Here is a 24,349-nt window from a genome sequence, read left to right as displayed (position 1 = left end):
GCGCACCGAACCCGACCGCGTCAGCGCACCGAACTCGTCAGCTGATACCGCCCCGCAGGCAGCCGGAACGTCGCCCTTCCGTCGGCGAAGCCCGCCGCCCGCACGCCCTCGACCTGCGCGAGCGGCGTACGCCCCGCGCGCACCGACGACGCCGACACGCTGGGCAGGCTCAGCGTCGCCTCCGTGTTGGCGGGCACGGTGGCCTCGAACGTCAACGTCCCGTCCTTGGCCAGCTCCCACTCGCTGGTGATCTCGCCGTAGGGCGACATGTGCCGCGCCGACACCTGGGTGATGGCGCCCGTCGGGTCGACGTGCGGCTGGAGCCGGAAGCGCTGGAAGCCGGGGTGGTCGGGGTCGACGGCGATGCCCGCCATGTACGCGTACATCCACTCCATGATCGCGCCGTACGAGTAGTGGTTGAAGGAGTTCATCTCCACCGGGCCGAAACCGTCGTCCTTGGAGTAGGAGTTCCAGCGTTCCCAGATCGTCGTCGCGCCGTTCTTCACCGAGTACAGCCATGAGGGCATGGCGTCCTGGTGCAGCAGCTTGTACGCGAGGTCGGGGCGGCCCTCGTCGGTGAGGACCGGCGCCAGCACATTCACCCCGAGGAAGCCGACCGACAGGGTGTTCTCCGCGTAGTCGACGCGGGCGCTGTCGGGGTGGGCGGCCTTGTACGCCGCGTCGTTGCCGATGTTGTCCGCCAACAGGCCGACCAGCGCCCGGCGTTGGGCCTGGGTGTCGTAGAAGCCGAGCTTGAGGACCCAGAGGAGGGCCGACTGGCTGTTGTCCTCAGGGTCGCCGCCCATGACCGGCTTGCCGCCGAGGCTGGACCGTACGGTGATCTTGTCGCCGTCGACGACGATGTACTTGGCCATGAAGGCGCGGCGGACGCGGGTGAAGAGGTCCTCGTACGCCTTCGACTCCGCGGCGCGGTCGGTGGCCTTCGCCATCTGTGCCATCAGGCGGACGCTGTACGCGTAGTAGACGTCGCTCATCAGCTGGGTGCCGGTGTTCTGGAAGGCGAGCCAGTCGGCGAAGATCGCGCCCTGTCCTGCGTAGCTGTCGCCGCCCTTCTTCTTGATCCAGTCGATGTAGCGGACCATCGCGTCCCAGCTGCGGTCGATGATGGTCCGGTCGCCGCTCATCTGCCATACGGTCCACGGCACGACGACCCCGCAGTCCGCCCAACCGCTGCACGGCTCCGCCGCGTTGTACCGGTTGCCGGGCGCGACCGCCGTGAACTGCGCGCCGTCGACGCCGTACGTCTTCTGCGACTCGATCAGGATGTCCTCGAAGTGGCTGAGGAAGGCGACCGAGTCCGTGTTGTAGAGGCCGGTGCTGGAGAACACCTGCGTGTCGCCGGTCCAGCCGAGCCGCTCGTCGCGTTGCGGGCAGTCGGTGGGCACCCACAGATAGTTGCCGCGCTGACCCCAATGGACGTTGCTGATCAGCTGGTTGATGTCTTCGTCGTTGGTCGTGATGCTGCCGGTCTCACGGATCGCGGAAGTGGCGACCTTGCCGGTCACGTCCGAGACCGTGACCTCGGCGTCCTTCGTGGTCACCTCCACCGACACGTAGCGGAAGCCGTAGAAGGTGAGCGAGTCCTGGTGTGTCTCGCCGCTGCCCGCGCCCTTGAGGACGTATGTGCTCGTGGCCTTCGCCGAGCGCAGATTGGCCCGGTACAGCGAGCCCTCGGGGCCGTCGGCGCCCTTGCTGTCGTCGTTGAGCATCTCGCCGAATCTGACGACGACTTCGGCTCCGGCGGTGCCGCGCAGCGTGTAGCGGGGGACGCCGACCATGTTCTGGCCGAGGTCGAAGACGGCGGTGTCACCGGGGCGCAGGGGGACCGGGCCCGGCTTGCCGTCGGTGGAGCGGGCGGGGTCGGGGACGATGCGGCCCTTGCCGTTGGCGCTCGACTCCTCGCCCGTGACCTCGGAGTAGACCGTCAGCGACTGAGGGGTGCGGTCCCACTTCTCCATCAGACGGGCCGTCTCGCCGGGGTAGGCGGTCAGCTTGGCGTCCGGGTACTTCGCGGCGTAACCGACCTCCTCCACGTCCGACCACTTCGAGGCGTCGAAGCCGCTCGCCGTCCAGCCGGTGAGCTCCTTGCGGGCGTCGTAGGTCTGACCGTCGTAGATGTCGTCGGCGCGGTAGGGGCCGGTGTCGGTGGCCTTCCAGCCCGCGCCCGGCTTCGTGACGACGCTCTGCGTGCTGCCGTCGGCGAAGCGGATCAGGAGCTTGGCCTTGAGGGCGAGCGGATTGCCGTCCTTGGAGTAGTACTTGCTGCCCTCGGAGACGCGCGCGTTGTACCAGCCGTTGCCGAGCACGGCGGCGAGCGTCACGGCACGGCCGCCGCCGCGGGTGACCGACTCCGTGACGTCGTACGTCATGTAGTTGACGCTCGTGTCGTAGTTGGTCCAGCCCGGGGTGAGCAGTTCGGCCGTGCGGCCTTCGCCCTCGGGGACCGTGACGTGCTCGCCGTTGACGTACGCCTCGTAGACACCGAGCGCCGACACGTACAGGCGCGCCTCGCGCACCTGACCCTTGCCGCGCAGTGCGGTCTCGCTCCGCAGCAGCGGCGCGCCCGCCGAGTTGGGCTTCTTGCCCTTCATGCCGATCCACTGCGCGCCGTCCCAGCGGGTGGTGCCGTCGCTGCTCAGCAGGGCGGTCTCGAACCGGGCGGCGGGGGAGGCGCCGACCTCCCGGCCGTCCGCGTCCCACACCGTCACGGACCAGAAGTACCCGGTGGACGGCTTGAGTCCGGGACCGTCGTAGCGCACGGCCACCGAGTCGGACGACGTCACGCGGCCGCTGTCCCACACGTCGGCGCGGGCGAGCCGCGCGGCGCTCGACGCCACCCGGATCCGGTACGCGCCCTGGGTCAGGCCCCGCTTCCGCGAACCGAGCCGCCAGCCGAAGCGGGGGCGGGTGGCGTCGGTGCCGAGCGGGTCGGTGCGGTGCTCGGTGGTGAGTCCTGTGACCGCGCCGTTCGGGAGAGCGGGTGGAGCGGGGAGCGCGGCGGGTCCGGTGGGGGCCGCGGCGGCGGTGGGGGCCGCGGCCGCGATGACGGGCACCGCGCCCGCGCTCGCGGCGAGGACGGTTCTGCGACGTATGTCGCTGCGCATCTCGGGGTGTCCCTTCGTCGGTGAAGGCGTTCCGGTTCAAACGATTCAGGTCCGCGCCGCGAGAGGCAAGGGGCGTGCATGAGGTATGTATGAGGCGTATCTGGCCTACTGGTGCGACATGCTGGGTGAATGGAGGCAGGGGGAGGGACGTCGCGCCTGTTGGGGAGGTAGTCGAGTCCGAAACGATTCACCCACTCGTCCGATGTGTCGAACACCGGACGGGCCCCGCCACGTACACTCCGACTGCCGCACCAGCTCACCAGGAGGACCACACCCGATGGGACAGCCCGTGGGGATCAAGGACGTCGCCCGCGAAGCGGGGGTGTCCGTGGGCACGGTCTCGAACGTGATCAACCGGCCCGAGGCCGTGGCCGACGCGACGCGTGCCCGCGTGCAGGCCGCCATCGAGCGGCTCGGCTATGTCCGCAGCGAGTCGGCGCGGCAGTTGCGCGCCGGACGCAGCCGCATCATCGGCCTGCTCGTCCTCGACATGGGCAACCCGTTCTTCGTGGATGTCGCGCGCGGCGCCGAGCGTGCCGCGCGCGACGCCGGGCTCGGGGTGATGGTGTGCAACAGCGCGCAGAGTCCCGCCGAAGAGGCCGAGTACCTGTCGCTCTTCGCCGAGCAGCGGGTGCGCGGAGTCCTCCTGACGCCCGCCGAGGCGACAGGCCCCACCGTGGAGGCCTTCCGCCGGCACGACATCCCGTTCGTCCTGGTCGACCGGGTCGCCGAGGGCGCCACCGAGTGCTCGGTCTCGGTCGACGACGTCAACGGCGGCGCGCTCGCCGTGCGCCACCTCATCGACGCGGGACACCGCAGCATCGCCTACGTCAGCGGCCCCCGCACGCTCAACCAGGTCCAGGACCGCCGCCAGGGCGCCCAGCGCGCCCTGAAGGAAGCCGGCCTCCCGTCCTCCGCGTTGCGGGAACTCCCGACGGAACGGCTCGACGTGGCAGCGGGCCGCGACGCGGGCGCCCGCCTCCTCGGCCTCACCGAGCGCCCCACCGCCGTCTTCTGCGCCAACGACCTCCTCGCCCTCGGCGTCCTGCAGTCCCTGTACGCGGCCGGGGTCCGGGTGCCCGACGACATCGCGATCGTCGGCTACGACGACATCGAGTTCGCGGCGGCGGCCGCGGTCCCGCTCACATCGGTGCGACAGCCCGCGGTCCACATGGGCGCCCTGGCTGCGGACCTCCTCCTGGAGGAGATCGAGGCGGCGGACGACCCGGAGCGTGCGCACGAGCACCGACGGGTGGTGCTGCAGCCGGAGTTGGTGGTGCGCGGATCGAGCCTGGGCGCGCGCTAGGGCCTGTGGGCCGTTCGGCTCTATCCGCTTCCGATGGCCGTGGCTAGCGTGCTTCGGAACCGCCGCCAACCGTGCGTGGGGAGGCCGACATGCCGGCCCAGGGCCGTACGAAAGCGCCGTGGCTCCCGCCGCGCTGGTTCATCCGCCTGGCCTGGTCGGTGCACCGGGGTGCCTACCGGGCCTCCGGCGGCAGGGTCGGGCTGTGGAAGCCACGCCTCAACAAGTGGGGCACTCTGCGGCTGACCACCACGGGCCGCCGCACCGGCCGCCTGCGAGGCGTCATCGTCGCCTACGTGGAGGACGGTCCACGCCTGGTCACGCTGGCGATGAACGGATGGGGCGAGGGCGAGCCCGCCTGGTGGCTCAACCTGCGGGCACACCCGGAGGCGATCGTCCACACGGTCAACGGCCGGCGGGTCGTACGAGGGCGCGCCGCGACGGGCGACGAGCGGGCGCGGTTGTGGGACCGCTGGCGCGAGACCGAGAAGAACCTGGATGCCCATGCGGCGAAGCGGTCGTTCGAGACCACGGTGGTCGTCCTGGAGCCGCTGTCCGGCACGCCTCACGGCGGGTCGCCCGACGCTTCGGCGTGACCCGTGCCGTACGTGTCAGGCACACCCGACTCAGGACACCCGACCGCATGCACACCGTGCGGGCACGCCTTGTGGGGGTAGCGCCCACCTGCACCATCGGCATGTGCTGAACTGGGCGGACGTACCGTCCGCACCGCCGCACAGGAGCCGCATTGAGCGCCGCCAGCTATCGACAGGCCGGGGTCGTCCTGACCGACCGCCGGTTCTCCGTACCCCTGGATCACGATCTTCCCGACGGGGAGCGCATCGAGCTCTTCGCGCGTGAGGCCGTCGCACCGGGGCGCGCGCACGAGAACCTGCCGTGGCTGCTGTACCTCCAGGGCGGTCCCGGCTTCGGCGCCAACCGCTTCTCCGGCCCCGCGGCCTGGCTCGGCCGCGCACTGAAGGACTACCGGGTCCTCCTCCTCGACCAGCGCGGCACCGGAGCCTCCGCCACCGTCAACCGCCAGACCCTCCCGCTGCGCGGCGACGTCGAGCGGCAGGCGGCCTACGTGGGGCACTTCCGTGCCGATTCGATCGTGCGCGACTGCGAGTTCATCCGCCGGGAGGTCACCGGCGGCGCGCCCTGGACGATCCTCGGGCAGAGCTTCGGCGGCTTCTGCGCCGTCCGCTATCTGTCGTCCGCGCCGGAGGGCCTCGAGACCGCGATCGTCACGGGCGGCCTGCCCACCCTCGACGGCCACGCGGACGACGTCTACCGGGCCGCGTACCCCCGCGTCGAGCGCAAGGTCCGGGCGCACTACGCCCGTTACCCGATGGACGTCGAACGGGCGCGGGACATCGCCGCGTACGTCCTCGAGCACGAGCCCGTCCTGCCGAACGGCTACCGGCTGACTCTGCCCGCCTTCCAGTCCCTCGGCATCTGGCTCGGCGCGGGCGACGGCAGCGACCGGCTGCACTACCTGCTGGAGGACGCGTTCGTGCGGACTCCGGGTGGGCGCGAGCTGTCGGACGCGTTCTGCGAACAGGTCGCGGGCGCCCTGTCCTACCGCTCCCACCCGCTGTACGCCGTGCTGCACGAGGCGATCTACGCGCAGGGCGGCCGGGCCACCGACTGGTCCGCGGAGCGCGTACGCGGTGAATTCCCGCAGTTCGACGGGGAGAAGGCCCTCGCGGGCGGCGGTCCGCTGCTGTTCACCGGCGAGACCATCCACCCGTGGCAGTTCGACTCCGACCCGGCACTGCGGCCGCTGCGCGAGGTCGCGGAGCGGGTCGCGGCCCGCACCGACTGGGCGCCGCTGTACGACCCGACGCGGCTCGCCGCGAACGAGGTCCCGGCGGTCGCCGCCGTCTACCACGACGACATGTACGTGGACACGGAGCACGCCCTGCGCACGGCCCGCACCATCCGGGGCCTTCGGCCGTGGGTGACGAACGAGTTCGAGCACGACGGGCTGCGCGCGGGCGGGCCGCGGGTGCTCGACCGGTTGCTGGCGATGGCGCGCGGCGAGGCGTAGGGCCTGCCCTGGCGTCGGGCAGGGCCATACTTCCGGCAGGGCCATACGATGCCCGTATGACCCTGCCCGGATCCAGCACCGAAGCCCCGCTGCAGCCCATGCCGGAGGACTGGCAGCGCGCCCTCGCCGTCGTCGCCCACCCGGACGACCTGGAGTACGGCTGCTCCGCCGCCGTCGCGGCCTGGACGGACGCGGGCCGTGAGGTCACCTACGTACTCGCCACTCGGGGTGAGGCCGGCATCGACACCCTCGAACCCGCCAAGTGCGGTCCGCTGCGCGAGCAGGAGCAGCGGGCGAGCGCGGCGGTCGTCGGCGTCGAGACGGTCGAGTTCCTCGACCACCGGGACGGCGTCATCGAGTACGGCACGGCGCTGCGCCGCGACGTCGCCGCCGCGATCCGCCGCCACCGCCCGGAACTCGTCATCACCCTCAACCACCGTGACACGTGGGGCGGCGTCGCCTGGAACACGCCCGACCACGTCGCCGTCGGCCGGGCCACGCTCGACGCGGCCGGGGACGCGGGCAACCGGTGGATCTTCCCCGAGCTGACCGAGCAGGGCCTCGAGCCGTGGAACGGTGTGCGGTGGGTGGCCATCGCCGGCTCCGCACAGCCCACGCACGCCGTCGACGCCACGGCTGGGCTCGAGCGCTCCATCAGCTCCCTCCTCGAACACCGTACGTACATCGAGGTGTTGACGGACGAGGACCCGGAGACGTACTGCCGCACCTTCCTGACAGGGAACGCGCAGGCGACGGCGGAGCGGTTCGGCGGGAAGCCGGCGGTGCCGTTCGAGGTGTTCGGCCGGTAGTCCACCAAGCGGCCGCGGGCGAGCGGCGGGGCGCCGCGGGCCGGGCCGTGCATGCCACGATGAAGGCATGAGTGATGAGCGCCGCAGCCTGCTTGCCGACAAGACGCCCTTTCCCGAAGGCCTCGACGAACGGCTGCGGGACCAACTCACCTTTCTCGTAGAGGTCGATCAGCTCAAGACCGTCCTCCGGCAGTCACCGCTGGCCGCGGCGGGACCGCCGGGAGAACGACGCGGAGCACTCGTGGCACTTGGCGATGATGGTGGTCGTCCTCGCCGAGCACTCCGACCGGCCCATCGACGTCGGGCACACCGTCCAGCTGGTGCTCCTGCACGACCTGGTGGAGATCTACGCCGGCGACACACCTCTGTACGACAGTGCCGCGGGCGCCGATCAACAGGAGCGGGAGAGCGCCGCGGCCGATGAGCTGTTCGGCCTGCTTCCGGCGGACCAGGGGAGGCGGATGAGGGCACTGTGGGACGAGTTCGAGGAACGGCGCACCCCTGAGGCGGCATTCGCCAAGGCGATGGACCGGCTGCAGCCCCTCCTTCTCAACTGGATGGCGCGTGGCGGTACATGGCGCACCCCGGGCGTCACCGCCGACGACGTCCGCGCGCGTAAAGCGGTGATCGGGGAGGCGTCCGCGTCCCTGTGGCAGGCCGGGCGACGGCTCATCGACGAGGGCGAGGAGCGCGGCTGGTCGCGGCGTGCCGAGCCCCGCTGAGTGCGGCTCGCGACAAGCGGGGGTGGCGATCCCCGCATCACCAAAGGGGCTATCGTGTCGGCATGTCAGCCGAGTTGATCCGTATCGTCTCCCGTTCGTCGCCGATGGCGCTGGCCCAGGTGGAGCGTGTCCGCGCCGAGCTCGCCGCGCTGCACCCCGGAATCCGGACCGAGGTCGTGCCGGTCACGACCAGCGGCGACAAGTGGATGGGCGATCTGTCGAAGCTCGGCGGCAAGGGTGCCTTCACCAAGGAGGTCGACCGGGCGCTGCTCGACGGGCAGGCCGACCTCGCGGTGCACTGCCTCAAGGACATCCCGGCGGACCGGCCGCTGCCCGAGGGCTGCACGTTCGGCGCGTACCTGAAGCGGGACGACGTACGGGACGCGCTGATCGACCCGGCGGGCCGCACCCTCGACGAGCTGCCCGAAGGGACTCGCGTCGGCACGTCCTCGGTCCGCCGTGTGGCCCAACTCGCCGCTTCCCACCCGCACTTGGAATGCGTCCCGATGCGCGGGAACGCGAATCGCCGCATGGAGAAGATGGCGGCGGGCGACGCGGACGTGCTCCTGCTCGCGTTGTCGGGACTCGAACGCATCGGGCGCACCGACGTCATCACGGAGACCCTTTCGCCGGAGACGATGTGTCCGCCGATCGGCGCCGGGATCCTGGCGTTGCAGTGCCGCGAGGACGACGAGTCGACGCTGGAGGCGGTGACCGGTCTCGGCGACCGCGACACCTGGCGTGAGGCGACGGCCGAGCGCATGTTCCTGCACGTCCTGCAGGGCCACTGCAATTCACCGATCGCCGGTTACGCCCGCGCCGAGCGCTCCGGCGACCTGTCGCTGCGGGGCTGTGTGTTCACCCCCGACGGCAAGCGGGTGCTCAACGCGCAGGAGTGGGCGGGCCCGCTGGACCCGGCGACGCTGGGGATGTCGGTGGCGGTGGCGCTGCTGCGGCAGGGGGCGCGGGAACTGATCGACGGGATTCCGCACTGAGGGTCTGACCGGCGGGACCTTGCCCTGAGGGTCCGACCGGCGGGATTCCGCGCTGACGGCCTGACCGGCGGGATCTCGCCCTGAGGGTCTGACCGGCGGGTTCGCCTGGTCGCGTAACCTATGGCACGGGTGTTCGGGTGGCTTGCCGGCCATGCGTCCCAGCCGTCCCCGGCACCCGGGTGCCCCGATCCACGTCCGGTGCCCGACGAGCGACCAGGAGGGTGACCGGTGATCAGTGCGACCGCAGTCGGGGGAGTGGCCCTGATCGAACTGGGCATGGCCCTCACGCCGGGACCGAACATGATCCACCTCGCCTCCCGCGCGATCACCCAAGGGCGCAGGGCGGGCCTGGTCAGCCTCAGCGGGACGGCCGTGGGATTCGTGGCCTATCTGCTGGCCGCGGCCGCGGGCCTGTCCGCATTGTTCGCCGCCGTGCCGGTGGCGTTCCTGGTGGTCAAGCTTGCCGGAGCCGCCTACCTGGCCTACCTCGCCTGGAGCATGCTCAAGCCCGGCGGCCGCTCGCCGTTCGCTCCGGCGGCGGACCTGCCCCCGGTCTCCGACGCCCGGCTGTTCTCGATGGGGCTGCTGACCAACCTGCTCAACCCCAAGATCGCGCTCATGTACGCCGCGCTGCTGCCCCAGTTCCTCGACCCGCACGCCGGTCCTGCCTGGGGGCAGCTGCTCCAACTCGGCGGCGTACAGATCATCGTGGGGATGACCGTGAACGCCCTGATCATGCTGGGCGCCGCCCGGGTGTCGGGATTCCTGGCCGCCCGCCCCCGCGCCATGACCGCCCAGCGGTTCACGGCAGGCGGCCTGCTCGGCGTCTTCGCGCTGCGCACCGCGCTGTCCCGTACGCCTGTCTCCGGCTGAGCCAAGCCCCCGCTTCTCCTACGGCGTTGGTGTGCGGGCCCGGGCCGCTGCCCGCGGCGCCCTGTCGGGGAGTCGCACCGCCGCGGCACCGGCCGCGAGCACCAGGACCGCGAGCGCCGTCAGCGTCACGCCCATCGACGCCACGAAGTCCGCGCCGGAGGCGAGCAGCGTCGTCGCCGTCGCCACGCCGAGCGTCGGGCCCACGTTCATCGCCGTCTGCTGGAGGCCGCCCGCCACGCCGGCCGCGCCGAGGTCGGCCCGGCGGACGAGGGACTCCGTCGCGGCGACCATCACCGTGCCGAAACCCGTGCCCATCGCCAACGCGCAAGCCCCGATGGCCAGTTGAGACGCCGACGTGTCGAGGCGACCGAAGCCGAACACCCCCGCCGCGAGGACCAGCATCCCGGCAGACGTCGTCGCCCGGGACCCGTAGCGGCGCAGCAGCACTGGTGTGAGCGGCGCCGCGAGCACCATGCACAGGGCGGCGGGCAGCATCCGCAGCGCCGTGCCGAGCGGGTCGAGGCCGAGCACGTCCTGCAAGAAGTACGTGGCCACGAACAGCGTGCCGAACAGGGCCGCCGAAGCCGTCAACAGGATGCCGAGCGCCGGCGCGACGGCCGGGGACGCGAGCAGCGCGGGGGACAACAGCGGGTCCGTCGCGCGGCGTTCGTGCACGACGAAGGCCACCACCGCCGTCCCCGCACCGGCCGCGAGCAACACCGTGCCCGCCGACCAACCGGTTCCCGGGAGGGCGGCCAGCGCCGCCACCAGGCAGCCCAGCGCCACCGCGAGCAGCAGCGCACCGCCCGGGTCGAGCCCGACGGCGCGTGTTCCGGCCTCCGCGGCCCGGTCGCGTACCACCAGGACGAGCACCGCGATCGCCACCGCCGGCAGCACGCCGAGGAAGAACACCGAGCGCCAGCCCAGCTGCGCCGTGAGTACCCCGCCGACCAGCGGGCCCGCGGCCGCCGCGACGCCGATCGCGCTGGTGCGCAGAGCGATCGGCATACCGAGCGAATCGGCGTCGTACGCGGCCCGCAGCATGCCGAGCGTCGCAGGCTGCAGCAGCGCGCCGCACACTCCCTGGAGCACGCGCAGCGCGATCACCCAGCGGATGTCCGGCGCGAAACCGATCCCCGCGGAGGCCGCCGCGAACCCGAGCATCCCGTATCCGAAGAGCCGGGCGTGCCCGTAGCGGTCGCCGAGCCGCCCGGCGAACACCAGCAGGCTCGCCACCGCGATCAGATAGCCGGTGCTGGTCCACTGGACCTGCGCGAGGGAGGCGCCGAGGTCGTCCTGAAGCGCGGGCTGGGCGATGGTCAGGACCGTGCCGTCGAGTGCGACGAGGACCGCGCCGACGACGCTGCCCGCGAGCGTGACGCGCCGTCGCGTATGGCCGTTCACCGGGGCGCCGGGCCCAGGTGGGCGTCGAGGACCGAGGCCAGGAGCGGCTCGATGTCCACGACGGCGACGGCCAGTTGGAGACTGCCCCAGCCCCACAGCTGGGCGACACCGTGCAGATTCGCCCACAACGCGCCCGCCACGAGGGCCGGTTCCGCGTCCGGGCGAGCCGCCGCCACCAGGTCGGCGAACACCTTGAAGAGCGGAAGGCTGGTCTCGCGCAGCCCCAACTCGCCGCTTTCCAACAGATCGTGACGGAACATCAGCTCGTACATGCCGCGGTGCCGCGCCGCGAAGTCGAGATAGGTGCGCGACAGGGCGGTCACCTGGGCGCGCGGGTCCTGCCCGGCATCGGCGAGCGCCCGCGTGGCGTGTTCGCCGAGGTCGGTGAAGCCGCGTCGGGCGATCGCCGACAGCAGTTCGAGGTGGGTGGGGAAGTAGCGGCGGGGCGCGCCGTGCGAGACCCCCGCCCTGCGGGCGATCTCGCGCAGCGACAACGCGGCCGCGCCCTCCGCGTCGACGAGTGTCACGCCGGTGTCGATGAGGCGCTCGCGGAGGCCGCCGGAGGCGGTGTCGTTCGGCTGCATAGACACTGTCTACCCGATGTGGGTAGACAGTGTCTACTCTGGTGTGTGCGTGGGTCGCTGACGGGGCGCCTAGCGGAGTGTCTAGCGCACCAGAAGCGCGACGGCGGTCCTCATCCGGTCCACGTAGAACTCCCGTGACGCTGCCTGGTACTTGAGGCCGATCGACGTGCTGATCAAGGTCTGGGCGATGGGGGTGGCGGCCCCTTGTGGTGACGCGAGGGTGATCGCGTCGGTGATCAGTTCCTCGAAGCGTCGCGGCGCGGTGACGGTGATCTCGCCGAGGAGCCCGGGGTTGTCTTCGATGACCGCTGTTACGTCGCGCGACATCGGGCCGACGTACCGGCCGGCCCACCGGTCGAACGCGTCCACGAGTCGGTCGGCGAGGGGGCGGTCGGTGTCGGCCAGGACGTGTTCGATCGCGGCGATGTCCCGCTCAAGGGTCTGGGTGGCCGCGGCGCGGAACAGGGTCTCCTTCGAGGAGAAGAGGAAGTACAGGCCGGGCCGGGAGATATGCGCGGTGCGTGCCACCTCGTCCATCGAGGTCTTCCGGTATCCGAAGCGCGCGAACGTGGCCATGGCGGAGTCCAGGACCAGTGTGCGGCGGTCGGCGTCGGGGGTGCTCATGGGGTGAGCGTAGGAGCGGTAAGCGAACTATACAAATCCAGTCCAGTGCGTATAGTCGGTCGCATGGATGCTCCCGTCCTCATCACCACTCCCTTCAACGCCTCGAGCACCGCGGAAGAGGTGCTGCGCGGTGTCGACCTCGCCGGTGTCCGCGCGGTCGTGACAGGGGCTTCCTCTGGACTCGGTGCGGAGACAGCGCGTGTGCTGGCCGCCGCCGGGGCGGAGGTGACGCTCGCCGTCCGCGACAAGGCCGCGGGTGAGGCCGTCGCCGAGAGGTTCGCGAAGTCGACGGTTGGCGTTCGGTCGCGCGTGGTCCGGCTGGACCTTGCGGACGGGGTCTCTGTCGCGCGCTTCGTCGACAGTTGGGACGGCCCGCTTCATCTGCTGATCAACAACGCCGGTGTGGTCACTGGTGGGCTCGAACGCACGCTTGAGGGCTGGGAGTTGCAGTTCGCGACGAACCATCTCGGTCACTTCGCGCTGGCCACAGGGCTGCGTAGCGCCCTCGCGCGGGGAGCGGTCGAGCGCGACGGGGCGCGGATCGTCTCGGTCAGTTCCACGGCGCACATGCGTGCCGGAGTCGACTTCGGCGACCTTCACTTCGAGCGCCGCGCGTACGATCCGCAACTCGCCTACGCCCGGTCCAAGACGGCGAACTCGCTCTTCGCCGTCGAGGTGACCCGCCGCTGGGCATCCGACGGCATCGTGGCCAACGCGGTGAACCCAGGGGGCGTCGCGACGGGGCTGCAGCGGAACTTCACGCCCGAGCAGAAAGCGTCGCTCGACGCGGCCGAGGCCGCCGGTACCTTCACGTACAAGACTGTCGGGCAGGGGGCCGCCACCAGCATCGTCGCGGCGGTCGCTCCGCAGTTCGCCCACACCGGGGGTCACTACCTCGACGATGGGCAAGAGGCGTACACCGTGCCGAACGACGCCGAACTCGCGCAGCACCCGCACGGCGTCAAGGAATGGGCACTCGATCCCGCGGCCGCCGAGCGCCTCTGGGCCGTCTCGACCGACCTGCTCCGCGCCTGACGCTTCGACGCCGAGCTATGCCGGGCTATGCCGGGCTTATGGTGTGGCGCTCGCCGACCTTGCCGGTGCGGCGAGCTTCAGGCCCACCTCGACCAGCGTCCAACCCACCCGCGTACGCAGGCCTCGGGAAGATCGACCGGTCGTGCGTGGGTGACGGTGGGTGTCGGCCTGGGCGCGGAGTTCGCAGGTGCGCGTGTGGTACAGGAACAGATACATGTGCGGGTCGGTGTGCATCGGCTTGCGACCTCTCACTCTGTGGTCAGCGGGAACGTATGGGTGTGGATGCGTACCTGCGCCGCCTCATCGGTGCCCTCGGGTGCGGCCCGGTCGCGGAAGGTGTCGATGACTGCGTGCAGCTTCTCCACGAGCTCACGGGTCAGCTCGGGGGTGAGGTTCAGCGTGGCGCTGCTCAGGTCCCAGGTGCTGTTCCACGCCTCGGGCCAGGCGTGACGGTTGCCCAGCCAGGTCGACAGGTCGCGGTTGTGTGTGGTCAGCAGTTCGTGGAGGTAGAGATCGGCCGCGCCGCGCACTTCGGGGTTCTCGTCCGTCAGCAGGGCGTCGTCGAAGCGCAGGCCCTGGTAGGCCGACTTCCACCAGCGCTCCCGCCCCTTGCCGTGCTCCGGCGCGTCCTCGATGAACCCGTGAGCGGCGAGTTGGCGCAGGTGGTAGCTGGTGGCGCCGCTGGACTCGCCCAGTTTCTCGCCGAGTTGGGACGCGGTGGCGGGGCCGCCGAAGCGCAGCGCGTCCAGCAGGCGGATACGGAGCGGATGGGCGAGCCCGCGCAGGGAGCGGGCGTCGAGATTGCGGACCTTCGGCTGTGCTGGTGCTGGTGCTGGTGCGGGCTCGGGCTCGGTCATGCATGCAAAGGTAACGTTGCAAAGAAAGCCTTGCAAGGGTTTCTTTGCAAGCAACGCCCCGGCCGGTTGCGGGAGTTGGGGAGCTGACGGGTCTTCAGGATGTGCCCCCGCGCCGCTACCCTGCGCGGATGATCGACACGACCGACACCCGTATCCCCGAAGGGGACGAGCGGCGGATGCGCCTCGACGTCGAGAAGGGCGGCGTCGGTGTGCTCACGCTGTGTCGTCCGGCCAAGCTCAACGCCTGGAGCTGGGAGTCCAGTCGGCAGCTGGGCGTCATGGCCGACCGGATCCGGTTCGACGAGCGGATACGTGTCGTGCTTTTGCGCGCCGAGGGGCGGGCCTTCTGTGCGGGGATCGATGTGACCGCGCCCGGCGGGGGCATCGAGGGGGAGAGCGGTTCCGCGCGGCACCGGGCGTACTACGAAGGCATCCGGTGGGTGCACGAGCGGTTCGCCGCGTTCGCGCGGCTGCCGCAGCCCGTGGTCGCGGCCGTGCAGGGGTACTGCCTGGGCTTCGGGTTCGAGCTGGCGCTCATGGCGGATGTGCGGATCGCGGCCGACGACGCCGTTTTCGCGCTGCCGGAGGCGCAGTTGGGGGTCGCCGTCGACGCGGGCGGGGATCTGCGGATCGCGCGCGAGGCGGGGGCCGGGTGGGCGAAGTTCCTCGCGCTGACCGGGCGGCGGATCGACGCGGAGACCGCCCACCGGCTGAACCTCCTCCAACAGGTCGTGCCGGTCGATGAGTTGGAGCGCTCCGCACGCGACGTGGCCGCCGAGATCGCCGGTAACGCGCCGCTCGCCGTGCAGTCCGTCAAGCGCGACATCGACGCGTACGCGGATGCCGGGCTCGACGCGGCGCTCGACCGCGTCGCCATGAGCGCGGCGCTGACGCTCACCTCCGAGGACGCGACCGAAGGATTCACGGCGAAGGCGCGGCGCAGGCCGCCGGAATACCGGGGCGCGTGAGATGTTCGCAAGGGTGTCGGCGGATCGCGTCGACGCCATAGCGTCCGTCCACCCGCCCGAAAGGTGACCATGACATCCGCGCCCTTCGACCCCCGCACCCTCCTCGCCGAGAGCAGGCTCGGTGTCCTCGCCACGATCAAGGCCGACGGCAGGCCCCAACTCTCGCCGGTCCAGCCGTTCTTCGACCCCGACACCGAGACGTTGTGCGTGTCGATGACCGAGGGCCGCGCCAAGACCGTGAACCTGCGCCGTGACCCCCGTGCCGCGCTGGAGGTGACGGCCTCCGACGGCCGGGCCTGGGCCACCGCAGAGGGCGCCGTGACACTCGTGGGTCCAGGCACCGACCCCAAGGGGCCCGAGGTCGAGGCGCTCGTCGAGTACTACCGCAAGGCGGCCGGCGAGCACCCGGACTGGGACGAGTACCGGTCGGTGATGGTGTCCGACCGTCGGGTCCTGATGGTGATGGCCGTGGACCACGTGTACGGGCAGCGGATCGGCTGAGTCCCGCACGGCGCGCCTGGCCCGTCAACCGGCCTCGAACGGGCCGCGACCCATCTGCTCCCGCACCGGCGTCACCGGCGCGTTGACCAGACCGCGTCGCTGCCAGTTCGCGCCGTCCACCACCAGTGTGTGGCCGCTGACGAAACGGGCGTACGGCGAGGCGAGGAACGTCGCCGCCCACCCCAACTCCCGTGGCGCGCCCACCCGGAGCGCGGGCTGGCGGGCGGCGGGGTCCTCGGCGCGGTCGAGGTTGTCGCGGATGTCGGGCGTCATGTCCTCGTGCGGCATGAGGCCCGGCACCAGGCCGTTGACCTGGATCCCGTACGGTCCCCACTCCACGGCGAGCGTCTCCACCAGGTTCTTCACGCCCGCCTTCGCCGCCGAACTGTGCGCGTAGCCGGGCCCGCCCGTCCACGCGTACGACGCGCCGACGGCGATCACCGAACCGGGTGTGCCCGCCGCCAGGTGCCGGCGTCCGAACTCGCGGGTCATGAAGTACGTTCCGTTGAGCGTGATGTCGATGACCGAGCGCCAGCCGTTCGGCGACAACTCCTCTGCCGGAACGGGGAAGTTGGCGGCCGCGTTGTTCACCAGGACGTCCGGCATCCGGCCGTGCGCCGCGAATGCCGCGTCGAAGACCTCCGTGATCCGGGCCGCGTCCCGGATGTCGCAGGTCGCCGCAGTGATCAGCCCCGCGCCCTCGATCGCCTGCAACTCCTCGCGCGCGGGCGCCAGATGCTCCGCCTTCCGGCTGACGATCATCACTCCGGCGCCGAGCCGCGCGAACTCCGCGGCAACGGCCCGCCCGAGCCCCGTACCACCCCCGGTCACCAGCACGAGCCGGTCGTCGTACGTGCCCGGGGGCAGTGCGGATGTGCCGAGCGGGGGAGGGGCGGGGAGGCCGCGCGGGGCGGGCGAGGAGTGCGTCATGGCGCACATGGATACCCCCTGAACGCTCAACCTTCCATGGCCGCGCAGGTGTTGGTCTGCGGGACGCCCGCGGGCGGGGCGGATGCCGGCGGCCGGCGACGGGGCGGATGCCGGTGGAGGGCAGCGGGTTCAGCCCACTGCCTTCTTGATGAGCTCGCCGATGTGCTTCTCGTCCGCGGCGGTCAGTCGCGTCGTGAGGGCGTAGGCGGCCGGCCACATGGCGCCGTCGTCCAGCGCCGCCTGGTCGCTGAATCCGAGCGTGGCGTACCGCGACTTGAACTTGTGCGCGCTCTGGAAGTGGCAGACGACCTTGCCGTCCCTGGCGTAGGCGGGCATCCCGTACCAGAGCTTGGGTGCGAGGTCCGGAGCGGCGGTCCGGACGATGGCGTGGATCCGCTCGGCGAGGAGCCGGTCCTCCTCCGGCATTTCGGCGATCTTCGCGAGGACGTCCTGCTCCGCGGCCGCCTCCTTGTCCGCCCGGGAGGAGCCGCGCCGCGCCGCCGCCTGCTTCTGCTCCCGGGCATGCTCCTTCATCGCGGCCCGCTCCTCGGCCGTGAACCCGTTGTACTGCTCGGCGGTCGTGGCGGAGTTCTCGGCAGGCGACTTCGTGTGCGGCATGTCGGATGTCCTCTCGTACAGGAATGGAGCAGCAAAGGGGTTGGCCGGGGCGGGAGTTCGGGGCCGGGCGTCAGGACGCCGTGGACTCCGCGGCCGCCTCCCAGACGTATCCGTCCGGGTCGGTGCAGGGGCCGGGGGCGCCACCGAGGACGATGCGGTGCGAGCCGGTGCCGTCGGCGGGGACGCCGAGGTCCTTGGCGAGGGCCCGGTGCTTGTACAGGGCCAGCGTGACGGGGTTGGAGCCGCCGGAGGTGAACTCGGCGTACTTGCCGCCGAAGCTCCTGGCCACGCTCAGGCCCCGGTCGACGTAGAACTCCTTGGTGGCCTTCACGTCCTCGACGCCGAGCAGCAGGACGACCTGGTCGATCTCGCGGGTGGCCGGGCCTGTGTCCTTCTTCTCCGAGGTCGCGACCTTCCAGGGCGTCCCGTCCGGTGCTTGGACGAAGCCGCCGTAGCCCCACAGCGACTTCGTGGCGGGCTTGAGCAGCGTGGCGCCGGCGTCGACGGCGGCGGCGATGAAGCCGTCGACGGTGGCGGGTCCGGACACCGTGAGCGCCAGGGTGAAGCCGCGGAATCCGTCGCTCTGCGCCTCGGACGCCCGCAGGCGGATGTACGTGTCCACGCCGAAGGCGCGGTAGAAGCTACGGGCCGCCTCGAGGTCGGCCACCTCAAGGGTGACGGACGCGAGGGACGTGTCGGTTGCGGTGGAAGCGGTGTTTGCCATGTCCTTCACGCTAGGCGCCGGGCCTTGTCCGGGGCTTCTCGATTCCTGACCGGTCTGGTCACCTGCTTCGCGACGCACGCCGGCATCCCCTCCACGGTGACCGCGGGCCCCGCGTCCCCGGCCGTACTCGCGGGATCGACGGCTGTGCCGGCAGGGCCGTCCGCCGCGCGGCGCCGGAACGCCCCGGGCGGCATGCCGACCAGCTCCGTGAAACGAGTCGTGAACGTACCCAACGACGCGCAGCCGACCGTGAAGCAGACCTCGGTGACGCTGAGGTCGCCGCGCCGCAGCAGTGCCGTCGCGCGCTCGATGCGCCGCGTCATCAAGTAGCTGTACGGCGATTCGCCGTACGCCGCCCGGAACTCGCGGCTGAGGTGTCCGGCGGACATGTGCACACCGCGGGCGAGCGCCTCCACGTTCAGCGGCTGTGCGTACTCCCTGTCGATCCGGTCACGAACGCGGCGCAGCCGCGCGAGATCGGCCAGGCGCTGCGCCTCGACCCGCGCACGTCGCCACTCGGGCTGACACATAGGGCGCTCCCTCCTCTCTCCTCGCGGCTCAGCGCACTTCTTGGATGCGGACCAGGTTGCCCGCCGGGTCGCGGACGGCGCAGTCACGCATGCCGTACGGCTGCTCGGTCGGCTCCTGGACGACCTCGGTGTCACCCGCCTGCACCTTCTCGAACGTGGCGTCGAGGTCCGGGGTGGCCAGCAGGATCCAGCCGTAGGTGCCCTTGGCCATCATTTCGGCGACGGTGCGGCGCTCGTCCTCGGTGATTCCCGGGTCGGCGGCCGGCGGCGCCAACAGGATGGAGGTGCCGGGCTGACCTGCCGGGCCGACCGTGATCCAGCGCATCTTCCCCTGCCCGACGTCGCTGCGAATCTCGAAGTCCAGGACGTCGCGGTAGAAGGCGAGCGAGGCGTCCGGGTCGACGTGCGGCAGAAAGCTCGTGTGAATGGTGAGGTCCATGACGAGCAGGCTAGATCCGAACCCCCCGTTCCGCGCTTCTCGATTCCTGACGGATCCGCCGCGCTCCACCCCCTTGCTCCATCTATCGAAAATCGATAGATTCCCATCGCAACTCGATGGAATGGTGGGTCATGGGAAAGCTGACCGTGCGTGCGCTGCGCGCCGTACTCGTGGTGGTGCTCGCCGGCACCGTGTTCGTCCAGGCGTCGATGGCGTGGGTGCTGATCAGCGGGAACGACCCGGAGGACGGGACACTCCCGCTGACCGCGCTGCGCGTGATCACGATCCTGGGCATGGTGACGGCCCAGGTCGCCCTGGTCTGCGTATGGCGGCTGGTGGCGATGGTGCGTCGCGGAACCGTGTTCTCCGATGCGGCGTTCCGCTACGTCGACGGCGTGATCGGCGCCATCGTGTCGGCAGCCGTCCTCTGGTTCACGGTCACCGCCGTCAACGCCCCCGGCCAGCGGGAGGACCCTGGCGTCACCCTCATCATGGGCGGCATCGGCCTGGCCATCCTCGGGGTCGCGCTCATCGTGCTCGTGCTGCGCGTGCTGCTCGCCCAGGCGGTCGCGCGCGACGTCGAGGCGACGGGGCTGCGGGCCGAGCTGGACGAGGTCATCTGATGCCGATCGTCGTCGACGTCGACGTGATGCTGGCCAAACGCAAGATGTCCGTCGGTGAACTGGCCGACCGCGTGGGCATCACCCCCGCCAACCTCGCGGTCCTGAAGAACGGCCGCGCCAAGGCAGTCCGCTTCACAACCCTCGCCGCCCTCTGCGAGGTCCTCGACTGCCAGCCGGGGGACCTGCTGAGGTGGGAGGGGGAGGTCGGCGCGGTCGGCTGACGTACCAGGCGCAGCCGCGTGGGCCTACCTGAGGTTGTTGACCAGCTGGTCGATGCGTGGCTGATCGAGCAGTGAGTAGATCTGGACGATCCGGGCGCCCGAAACCACGAAGGCCATGACCGAAACGGGCCGGTCGCCGGTGTGGACGACGACCGCGGCGCTGCCGTTCACCGTGACGGGCCTGAAGGTGGCCTCCGGGACGGCGAACGCCGCTGCGCGCCGTGTCACGTTCTCCGGGCCGCGGATCGTGGCGGTCGCGGCAGGCCTGGTGGCCCGGCCGTCGGCGTGGAATGTGATCTCGGGGTGCAGCAGGCCGAGGAGCGTGTCGAGGTCGCCGTCGCGGGATGCGGAGAAGAAGGCGTCGACCACACCGCGTTGACGTGCCGGGTCGGTCTCGATATCGGTCGGATCCACGGCGTGCACTCTTTGACGCGCGCGGCTGGCGAGCTTGCGGGTGGCCTCTGTCGACTTGCCGAGGATGGCGGCGATCTCGCTGAACGGCGTCCCGAAGGAGTCGTGCAGCACGAACGCGAGGCGCTCGGGCGGCGTCAGGCTCTCCAGGACGACATGAAGCGCCAGGGTCACCTGCTCGGTGAGGAGAGCCCGATCCTCTGGGCCCGGTTCGTGGTCGGGGCGCACGTGGAGCACGGGCCCGATGGAGTCGGTCGGGCTTTCGGGGCGCGCGGCTCGGGCCCTGAGCTTGTTGACGCAGGTGCGTGAGACGACCGTGGTCATCCACCCGTCGAGGTTGGCGACGGCGGACAGATCGGTGGCACCGGGGCGGCTGAGGCGGACCCAGGCGTCCTGGAGCGCGTCTTCCGCGTCAGCGCTGTTGCCGAGGATCCGGTGGGCCAGGGCAGTCAGGCGTTGACGGTTGTCCTCGAAGTGTCGGCTGAGCTGTTCCACAGGGTCCATCGGTCACGTCCTCGTGTTGCGGGGTGTCAGTGCCTTTGACACGCGTACGAGCGAGAACGTGACAGGAGCACGATGTGATGGCCCCGAACCAATCAGTCCCGACGCTAGATGCCCGACAACGACAACGACAACGGATGGCGCTGCTGGCGTTGTGCCTGGCCGGGTTCGTGATCCAGCTCGATGTCACCATCGTCAATGTCGCCCTCCCGACGATCCAGCGCGAGCTCGGGGCCGCCCCCGGCGCGTTGGAGTGGATCATCAGCGGTTACGCCCTCGGCCTGGCGACGTTGATCCCTTTGATGGGCGCACTCGGTGACAGGCTCGGCCACCGGCCCGTTCTGTTGGCAGGTCTCGTCGTCTTCGGCCTCTGCTGCACGGGAGCGGCGCTGGCCCCCAGTCCCGTGGCGCTGGTGTGGGCGCGGGTCGGTCAGGGAGCCGGCGGAGCGGCCATCCTGGCGCTCACCCTCGCCGTGCTGACAGACATCTACCCGCCGGAACGGCGCGGTCGCGCGATCGGCTGGTGGGCTGCGATCGGCGGCATCGGCTTCGGGGCGGGCCCAATCGTCGGCGGCCTGCTGCTGTCGGTACTGGGCTGGTCAACGATCTTCTGGGTCAACCTCCCGATCATCGTCGTGACGGTCGTCCTGATTCTGCTGACGGTCCCGCGAGCCGCCGTGACCTCCGAGCCGAGACCGCTTGACGTGCGAGGCGTCGTGCTCGCGTCGGTGGGCCTGGCGGCTGTGACGTACGGACTGATCACCACGACCGATGTCCCCTGGGAGCCCGCGCGAACGCTGGTGCCGCTTGCCACCGGAGGGCTCGTTCTCGGGGCGTTCGTGTTCTGGCAACGCCGGGCCGACGATCCTTTGGTGCCGAGAGCCGTGCGCGGCAACCCTGGGTTCATCGCCGCCTGTGTCATCTACTTCGCCGGCTACGTTGCCTTCAGCGGCACGCTCTACTACGTCACCTTGATGTTCCAGAACCTGCGCGGCTGGTCCGCACTTCACACCGGCCTGTCGTGGCTGCTGATGAACGTCCCGTTCCTGATCGCCGCGCAACTGGCCGGCAAACTCGGTCAACGCTTCACGTCACGGGCCCTCGTCACCACGGGCTGCGCGGCGGGGGCGCTCGGTGTGGCAGTGCTGAGCACCTTGACGTCAACCACGCCCTTCGGGGTGGCCGGCATGGGCTACCTGGTCGCCGGAGTCGGATTCGGACTGCTCGTTCCCGGGATCACCCACGTGGCGATGCGTGACGTCTCCGCGTCCGTCGCCGGCGCCGCCTCGGCCGTGCTGAACTCTTCCCGCCAGCTCGGTACCGCCGTAGGACTCGCGCTCGTAGCCGCGATCGGAGTGACAGCGACTCACCACGACTGGGCCGCGTCGCGCTTCGGACACACCCACGATGAATCCCGCTCCATCGCCACGGGAGACCTCCACGAAGTCCCCTCGCGTATGCAGGCCACGGCTCGAAACGCGTTCGAGGTGGGCTACCACGTCGCCCTCGGACTCTGTATCGCGAGCCTCCTTGTCGCGGTGTGGCTGTCGCTGCGGGCGTTCACACAACGGCCGACCCACACTGAGGTGACCTCGGAGAAGCAGCCGAGTCCGTGAGACCCGGCTGCTTCTGAACGGCGCCGTGCGGGCAGTCGTGGGGAGCTCACGCCCCCACCGCCTCCCGCCGTGCCCGCGCCACCGCGCGCTCGCCCTCCGGTGAGAACACCCCGGCGCGGCGTCGCGCGACCTCACGCTCCAGGTCCGCGTGGAGGAGCTGGGCGTGGAGTGTGACGCCGGCGCGGTAGCCCGCGCTTGCCGCGTTGACGACCTGTTCCGCGGGGCCGGTTGCGTTTCCGACGGCCCAGACGCCCGGGACGCTGGTCAGGCCGGTGGGGTCCACCTCGACGAACGGGCCTGCCGGGGTGTCCTTCGTGCGGGCGCCGAGCGCGTTCAGCAGGGAGTCGCGCGGCACCATCACCGTCGGGACGACGAGGACCGAGCGCGGGAACACCCGGCCGCCTTCGAGGCGCACCCCGGTCAGCCGGTCGTTCGTCACCTCGATGCCGTGGACCTTGCCGCTCACCACGCTCACCCCGGCCGCCGCCAGCGTCTGCCAGTGCTCGTCCGGGAGGTCGTCCTCGTCCGCGCCGTTCAGGAACAGCGTCACGTCGGAGGAGAGGCCGCTGAAGAGGAGGGCCTGGTGGATGCCCGTCGCCTTGCGGTAGAGGACGGCGATGGGCCGGTCGCGCACCTCGTAGCCGTGGCAGAACGGGCAGTGGATCACATCGTCGCCCCAGCGTTCGGCGAGGCCGGGGATGTCGGGGAGTTCGTCCACCAGGCCGGTGGCGATGACGAGGCGTCGTGCGTGCACCCGGCCGCCGTCCGCCAGCGTCACCTCGAACTCGCCCGCCCCGTCCGGCTCGGCCGCCGTCACCCGGTCCCGTACCAGCTCGACGCCGTACTCGGTGACCTCCCGCCGCACCTCCGCCAGGAACTCGGCGGGCGGCATGCCGTCCCGCGACGGAAAGCCGTGCATGTGCGCGGCCGGCGCGTTGCGCGGCTCGCCCGCGTCGACCACGAGGACCGAGCGGCGCGAGCGGCCCAGGATCAGCGCGGCGGTCAGGCCCGCCGTTCCGCCGCCGACGATCACGACCTCGTAGGTGTCCTGTGTGTCCTGCTTGACCTGTGCCTGCATGGTGACCGCCTCACAACCGTGGAATGCCTTGTTCTCGACGGTGCACCCGCTCTCGCCGTATTGACAAACAAGCTTGCCGAAACTGCAATGGATTCATGAATCGGCAAGGCCATCAGCACCACGAAGACGAGCAGTCCGACGCGAGCATGGACGCCGTCCTGTCCGGCGTGGGGTCCAGACTGCGCGCGCTGCGCAAGGACCGCGGCGCCACCCTGTCCGGTCTCTCCGAGACCACCGGCATCTCCGTGAGCACGCTGTCCCGCCTGGAGTCGGGCCTGCGCAAGCCCAGCCTGGAGCTGCTGCTGCCCATCGCCCGCGCGCACAAGGTGCCGTTGGACGAGCTGGTCGGCGCCCCGCCCGTGGAGGACCCACGGGTGCAGGCGAAGCCGATCATTCGGGGCGGTCGGACCATGATCCCGTTGACGCGGAAGCCGGGCGGGCTCCAGGCGTACAAGGTGATCGAGCCGCAGCGTCGGCTGGAGCCGGAACAGAAGACGCACGAGGGCTACGAGTGGATGTACATGCTCTCGGGCAAGCTGCGGCTGGTGCTCGGCGAGCACGACGTGGTGCTGGAGCCCGGGGAGGTCGTCGAGTTCGACACGCGCGTGCCCCACTGGTTCGGGTCGACGGGGGAGGGGCCCGCCGAGTTCCTCGTGCTGTTCGGGCCGCAGGGGGAGCGGATGCACGTACGTGCGCGGCCCGCGCGGAAGAGGGACCAGTGACCCTCGCAGGGGATTCACAGATCGGCAAGCGACCGCTTAGTATGCGGCCGAACCCGGTTTGACGAAGCAGTCCCGTGGAGGCT

The 24,349-nt window shown here is 70.9% G+C and carries 26 protein-coding genes; 14 read left to right on the top strand and 12 right to left on the bottom strand.

Annotation, left to right across the window (positions count from 1 at the left end):
- Positions 1–20: 20 nt before the first annotated feature.
- Complete coding sequence (locus OHA73_RS02235) at positions 21–3,125, bottom strand: family 78 glycoside hydrolase catalytic domain (RefSeq protein ID WP_327653972.1); 3,105 nt, start codon at positions 3,123–3,125, stop codon at positions 21–23.
- A gap of 277 nt (positions 3,126–3,402) precedes the next feature.
- Between OHA73_RS02235 and OHA73_RS02230 the strand changes: the two genes are divergently transcribed.
- From OHA73_RS02230 to OHA73_RS02200, 7 genes are all read left to right on the top strand, one after another.
- Complete coding sequence (locus OHA73_RS02230; protein ID WP_327653971.1) at positions 3,403–4,431, top strand: LacI family DNA-binding transcriptional regulator; 1,029 nt, start codon at positions 3,403–3,405, stop codon at positions 4,429–4,431.
- An 89-nt stretch (positions 4,432–4,520) separates the two neighbouring features.
- Complete coding sequence (locus tag OHA73_RS02225) at positions 4,521–5,024, top strand: nitroreductase/quinone reductase family protein (protein ID WP_327653970.1); 504 nt, start codon at positions 4,521–4,523, stop codon at positions 5,022–5,024.
- A 152-nt stretch (positions 5,025–5,176) separates the two neighbouring features.
- A complete protein-coding gene (locus OHA73_RS02220; RefSeq protein WP_327653969.1) occupies positions 5,177–6,481 on the top strand; it encodes an alpha/beta fold hydrolase in 1,305 nt (434 codons plus the stop codon).
- Positions 6,482–6,537: 56 nt separating this feature from the next.
- Positions 6,538–7,290 carry a PIG-L deacetylase family protein gene (locus OHA73_RS02215; RefSeq protein ID WP_327653968.1) on the top strand — a complete coding sequence of 251 codons (753 nt, stop codon included), beginning with the start codon at positions 6,538–6,540 and terminating at the stop codon, positions 7,288–7,290.
- A gap of 254 nt (positions 7,291–7,544) precedes the next feature.
- Positions 7,545–8,012, top strand: a complete 468-nt coding sequence (locus tag OHA73_RS02210) for an HD domain-containing protein (protein ID WP_327658385.1) — start codon at positions 7,545–7,547, stop codon at positions 8,010–8,012.
- Positions 8,013–8,074: 62 nt separating this feature from the next.
- The gene (gene hemC, locus OHA73_RS02205) at positions 8,075–9,007 is read left to right on the top strand and encodes a hydroxymethylbilane synthase (RefSeq protein WP_267072386.1); all 933 of its coding nucleotides are present in this window, start codon (positions 8,075–8,077) and stop codon (positions 9,005–9,007) included.
- Between the two features lie 228 nt (positions 9,008–9,235).
- Positions 9,236–9,880: a LysE family translocator gene (locus OHA73_RS02200; protein ID WP_267072387.1), complete on the top strand. Its 645-nt coding sequence runs from the start codon at positions 9,236–9,238 to the stop codon at positions 9,878–9,880.
- An 18-nt stretch (positions 9,881–9,898) separates the two neighbouring features.
- On the opposite strand, the gene OHA73_RS02195 is transcribed toward OHA73_RS02200, so the two are convergent.
- The 3 genes from OHA73_RS02195 to OHA73_RS02185 all read right to left on the bottom strand — a co-directional run bounded on the left by OHA73_RS02195 (position 9,899) and on the right by OHA73_RS02185 (position 12,492).
- Positions 9,899–11,284, bottom strand: a complete 1,386-nt coding sequence (locus OHA73_RS02195) for an MFS transporter (RefSeq protein WP_327653967.1) — start codon at positions 11,282–11,284, stop codon at positions 9,899–9,901.
- A complete protein-coding gene (locus OHA73_RS02190; protein WP_327653966.1) occupies positions 11,281–11,868 on the bottom strand; it encodes a TetR/AcrR family transcriptional regulator in 588 nt (195 codons plus the stop codon). The genes OHA73_RS02195 and OHA73_RS02190 overlap by 4 nt, the downstream gene beginning before the upstream one ends.
- 81 nt (positions 11,869–11,949) lie before the next feature.
- Entirely contained in the window at positions 11,950–12,492 is a 543-nt protein-coding gene (locus OHA73_RS02185; RefSeq protein WP_327653965.1) for a TetR/AcrR family transcriptional regulator, read from the bottom strand.
- A 63-nt stretch (positions 12,493–12,555) separates the two neighbouring features.
- On the opposite strand from OHA73_RS02185, the gene OHA73_RS02180 reads away from it, so the two are divergent.
- Positions 12,556–13,527: an SDR family NAD(P)-dependent oxidoreductase gene (locus tag OHA73_RS02180; RefSeq protein ID WP_327653964.1), complete on the top strand. Its 972-nt coding sequence runs from the start codon at positions 12,556–12,558 to the stop codon at positions 13,525–13,527.
- 248 nt (positions 13,528–13,775) lie between these two features.
- Here OHA73_RS02180 and OHA73_RS02175 read toward each other — a convergent pair whose 3' ends face one another.
- Complete coding sequence (locus tag OHA73_RS02175; protein WP_327653963.1) at positions 13,776–14,384, bottom strand: ArsR/SmtB family transcription factor; 609 nt, start codon at positions 14,382–14,384, stop codon at positions 13,776–13,778.
- A 128-nt stretch (positions 14,385–14,512) separates the two neighbouring features.
- Between OHA73_RS02175 and OHA73_RS02170 the strand changes: the two genes are divergently transcribed.
- Both OHA73_RS02170 and OHA73_RS02165 read left to right on the top strand, forming a co-directional pair.
- Positions 14,513–15,352: an enoyl-CoA hydratase/isomerase family protein gene (locus OHA73_RS02170; RefSeq protein WP_327653962.1), complete on the top strand. Its 840-nt coding sequence runs from the start codon at positions 14,513–14,515 to the stop codon at positions 15,350–15,352.
- A gap of 69 nt (positions 15,353–15,421) precedes the next feature.
- The gene (locus tag OHA73_RS02165; RefSeq protein ID WP_327653961.1) at positions 15,422–15,853 is read left to right on the top strand and encodes a PPOX class F420-dependent oxidoreductase; all 432 of its coding nucleotides are present in this window, start codon (positions 15,422–15,424) and stop codon (positions 15,851–15,853) included.
- Positions 15,854–15,877: 24 nt separating this feature from the next.
- Here the strand turns inward: OHA73_RS02165 and OHA73_RS02160 are convergent, their stop codons facing one another.
- The 5 genes from OHA73_RS02160 to OHA73_RS02140 all read right to left on the bottom strand — a co-directional run bounded on the left by OHA73_RS02160 (position 15,878) and on the right by OHA73_RS02140 (position 19,094).
- Positions 15,878–16,783 carry an SDR family oxidoreductase gene (locus OHA73_RS02160; RefSeq protein ID WP_266717922.1) on the bottom strand — a complete coding sequence of 302 codons (906 nt, stop codon included), beginning with the start codon at positions 16,781–16,783 and terminating at the stop codon, positions 15,878–15,880.
- A 129-nt stretch (positions 16,784–16,912) separates the two neighbouring features.
- The gene (locus OHA73_RS02155) at positions 16,913–17,401 is read right to left on the bottom strand and encodes an iron chaperone (protein ID WP_327653960.1); all 489 of its coding nucleotides are present in this window, start codon (positions 17,399–17,401) and stop codon (positions 16,913–16,915) included.
- A 70-nt stretch (positions 17,402–17,471) separates the two neighbouring features.
- Positions 17,472–18,125: a glyoxalase gene (locus tag OHA73_RS02150; RefSeq protein WP_266717926.1), complete on the bottom strand. Its 654-nt coding sequence runs from the start codon at positions 18,123–18,125 to the stop codon at positions 17,472–17,474.
- A gap of 5 nt (positions 18,126–18,130) precedes the next feature.
- Positions 18,131–18,655, bottom strand: coding sequence for a helix-turn-helix transcriptional regulator (locus tag OHA73_RS02145; RefSeq protein ID WP_327653959.1), 525 nt, complete (start codon positions 18,653–18,655; stop codon positions 18,131–18,133).
- Between the two features lie 28 nt (positions 18,656–18,683).
- Complete coding sequence (locus tag OHA73_RS02140; protein ID WP_266717930.1) at positions 18,684–19,094, bottom strand: VOC family protein; 411 nt, start codon at positions 19,092–19,094, stop codon at positions 18,684–18,686.
- Positions 19,095–19,225: 131 nt separating this feature from the next.
- Here OHA73_RS02140 and OHA73_RS02135 point away from each other — a divergent pair, with 131 nt between their 5' ends.
- Positions 19,226–19,717: a DUF2975 domain-containing protein gene (locus tag OHA73_RS02135; RefSeq protein ID WP_327653958.1), complete on the top strand. Its 492-nt coding sequence runs from the start codon at positions 19,226–19,228 to the stop codon at positions 19,715–19,717.
- A complete protein-coding gene (locus OHA73_RS02130; RefSeq protein WP_327653957.1) occupies positions 19,717–19,938 on the top strand; it encodes a helix-turn-helix domain-containing protein in 222 nt (73 codons plus the stop codon). Before OHA73_RS02135 ends, OHA73_RS02130 begins: the two co-directional genes overlap by 1 nt.
- A 24-nt stretch (positions 19,939–19,962) precedes the next feature.
- Here the strand turns inward: OHA73_RS02130 and OHA73_RS02125 are convergent, their stop codons facing one another.
- Positions 19,963–20,853 carry a sigma-70 family RNA polymerase sigma factor gene (locus OHA73_RS02125; protein WP_327653956.1) on the bottom strand — a complete coding sequence of 297 codons (891 nt, stop codon included), beginning with the start codon at positions 20,851–20,853 and terminating at the stop codon, positions 19,963–19,965.
- A 77-nt stretch (positions 20,854–20,930) separates the two neighbouring features.
- On the opposite strand from OHA73_RS02125, the gene OHA73_RS02120 reads away from it, so the two are divergent.
- Positions 20,931–22,466 (top strand): MFS transporter, encoded by a 1,536-nt coding sequence (locus OHA73_RS02120; RefSeq protein ID WP_327653955.1) that lies wholly within the window; start codon positions 20,931–20,933, stop codon positions 22,464–22,466.
- 46 nt (positions 22,467–22,512) lie between these two features.
- Here OHA73_RS02120 and OHA73_RS02115 read toward each other — a convergent pair whose 3' ends face one another.
- Positions 22,513–23,544, bottom strand: a complete 1,032-nt coding sequence (locus OHA73_RS02115) for an NAD(P)/FAD-dependent oxidoreductase (RefSeq protein WP_327653954.1) — start codon at positions 23,542–23,544, stop codon at positions 22,513–22,515.
- A gap of 95 nt (positions 23,545–23,639) precedes the next feature.
- Between OHA73_RS02115 and OHA73_RS02110 the strand changes: the two genes are divergently transcribed.
- Entirely contained in the window at positions 23,640–24,266 is a 627-nt protein-coding gene (locus OHA73_RS02110; protein ID WP_327653953.1) for a helix-turn-helix domain-containing protein, read from the top strand.
- Positions 24,267–24,349: the final 83 nt, after the last annotated feature.

The sequence above is a fragment of the Streptomyces sp. NBC_00483 genome (assembly GCF_036013745.1).
In the GTDB taxonomy this organism is placed as follows: Bacteria; Actinomycetota; Actinomycetes; order Streptomycetales; family Streptomycetaceae; genus Streptomyces.
The sequence above is the reverse complement of the archived record's forward strand: the minus strand, read 5'-3'. Positions and strand labels throughout refer to the sequence as shown.